The 1,855-nt window shown below is 59.5% G+C and carries 3 protein-coding genes; 1 reads left to right on the forward strand and 2 read right to left on the reverse strand.

Annotated features, from left to right (window positions below):
- Positions 1-121: 121 nt before the first annotated feature.
- Positions 122-454: a NifB/NifX family molybdenum-iron cluster-binding protein gene (locus tag T281_RS18545; RefSeq protein WP_245269285.1), complete on the reverse strand. Its 333-nt coding sequence runs from the start codon at positions 452-454 to the stop codon at positions 122-124.
- On the opposite strand from T281_RS18545, the gene T281_RS16990 reads away from it, so the two are divergent.
- Entirely contained in the window at positions 453-1,406 is a 954-nt protein-coding gene (locus T281_RS16990; RefSeq protein WP_245269286.1) for a Crp/Fnr family transcriptional regulator, read from the forward strand. The genes T281_RS18545 and T281_RS16990 overlap by 2 nt on opposite strands.
- Positions 1,407-1,437: 31 nt before the next feature.
- On the opposite strand, the gene T281_RS16995 is transcribed toward T281_RS16990, so the two are convergent.
- On the reverse strand, positions 1,438-1,855 hold a 418-nt coding region (locus T281_RS16995), incomplete at its 5' end, for a hypothetical protein (RefSeq protein WP_245269287.1).

The raw sequence follows: 1,855 nt of genomic DNA on the forward strand, positions 1-1,855 counted from the left end.
GGGCCAACCGAGGCTTGAGCGCGCATGCACGCCCATATGAGCCTCACAGCCACGCCCAACGGCGCTCAAACCGCGCGTCGGGCGTCAGGGCAAGTTACTGGGATTGGCGCGCCGGGAAGACTTAACCCGCTGCCGGGCTCGTACCCGAACAATGACATCCGCAAGCTTCGTGGCCGTGATCATGGTCATCGGCGGCGGGAGCCGGAAGGGCCGCACCCGACAGCAGAGCTGTGACGGCGGTCATCGGATCTGTTTCGCTGGTCAAAATAACCCTGACGCCGCGCTCGGCGAGTCTCTTTGCGAAGCCGTCGCCACAACTGGCAGTTATCAGAGCGTCGATGCCGTCCAGGGGATGCGCGGCCTCAGCGGGATGCTCGTGAATGCTCATTTCCATCGGCAGATCGAGTGTACCCGTCAGCACGATCTGGTTGTCCGAAGCAGCCTCGAAGACCATGAAGCGCCGCGCTTTTCCAGCATGTCCTGTGATGGTTCGGAAATTCTGGCTCGTGACGCCAATCTTCATGTCGATCTCCTGGCGCAGGCTGTTTCAGCCTTGGTGCGCTTTTCGTTTGTTGACTGCAAAACCGGTAATGCGATTATCATCCGCCAGCATTGCGAATGCGCAATCCGACGGCGGCAAGCGGCATCGGAGCCGCTGCAAAGGATCGACTTGTGACGCTCGTGGGTTTGACTTGAACCGAATTACATCCGCGGAGGCGTGGACAGGCGTTGCCGATTGCCTGAACTGCAACATCCGGCAGTCCGTGCTTTTTGCGGGCCTGGAGGAAGCCGATTTCCGCGACCTTCACCGACCAATCGACCAACTCCAATTTGCGGCAGGAGAAACCGTCTACCGCGCAGGCGATGACGGCGTGTCGCTTTTTACCATTCGAACGGGACTCGTTAAGCTGACGCACTATCTGCCGGATGGCAGCCAGCGCATCGTTCGCCTCCTGAGCAAAACCGATGTCATCGGGTTGGAATGCATGCTCGGCGATGTCTACCGGCATTCGGCCATCGCCTTGCAGGCCACCGAAGTCTGCCGATTGCCGGTTAGCAGCGTGAAACGGCTTTCGCACGGCAACTCACGGCTTTTTCATACCGTCATGGCGCATTGGTATCGCGCCCTCAGCGACGCCGACCGCTGGATTACCGAGCTTTCAACCGGAACGGCGCGCGACCGCGTGATACGGCTCCTGCTTTGGCTGTCGGAACGTGAAACCGGCAATTCATGCAGTTTGTTCAGCAGGGAAGACCTCGGCGCAGTGCTGGGGCTTACCACCGAAACGGCGAGCCGATCGATGGCGGAACTGAAGCGCCAGGGTCTGATCCGCGAACACAGCCTCAACCAGTTTTCGTTCGATATCGTCGCGCTTCGCCGTATCGTTGAAACGCGAGTGCGGTAGTTCCATCAACCGATGGCGCGCGCGGGCCTCGTCAGTGGGTCGGCCGAAGCGCTCCGACCATCCGCATCACGAAGCCGGGGAAGACCAGGACAAGGCCGATCAACCAGAACGGCTTGCTGCTGATCTCGAACCAGGCTTCCCGGAAATCGACGCTGGGGTCCAGCCCAAGAGCCATTGCCGCAATTTGAGATACCAGGAAGAACACACCGAGCAGGATCAGCAAGCGCCCCGTGAGGCGTAACAACCCCGTTCCCCTGTGCGTGACGACCCAGATCAGGAAGGCGAGGAACCCGACGAAAAGCAGAACGCCGCCCACATAGGCAACCGGCGTCATGTATTGAGTCACCTGTGCCGCTATATCGATCATCGTTTGTCTCATGGCATTTCCTCCCGCGTTTTTTTGTAAACTAGTGGTCCGATTCCGACATTTGCATTCGTTCGCGGCACCT

The sequence above is a fragment of the Rhodomicrobium udaipurense JA643 genome, assembly GCF_000636015.1.
Classification (GTDB): Bacteria; Pseudomonadota; Alphaproteobacteria; order Rhizobiales; family Rhodomicrobiaceae; genus Rhodomicrobium; species Rhodomicrobium udaipurense.

Bases quoted from the DNA above. Each gene is read 5' to 3' on its own strand.
- T281_RS16990 (WP_245269286.1), top strand. From the start codon at position 453: ATGAAGCGCCGCGCTTTTCCAGCATGTCCTGTGATGGTTCGGAAATTC.
- T281_RS18545 (WP_245269285.1), bottom strand. From the start codon at position 454: ATGGTCTTCGAGGCTGCTTCGGACAACCAGATCGTGCTGACGGGTACA.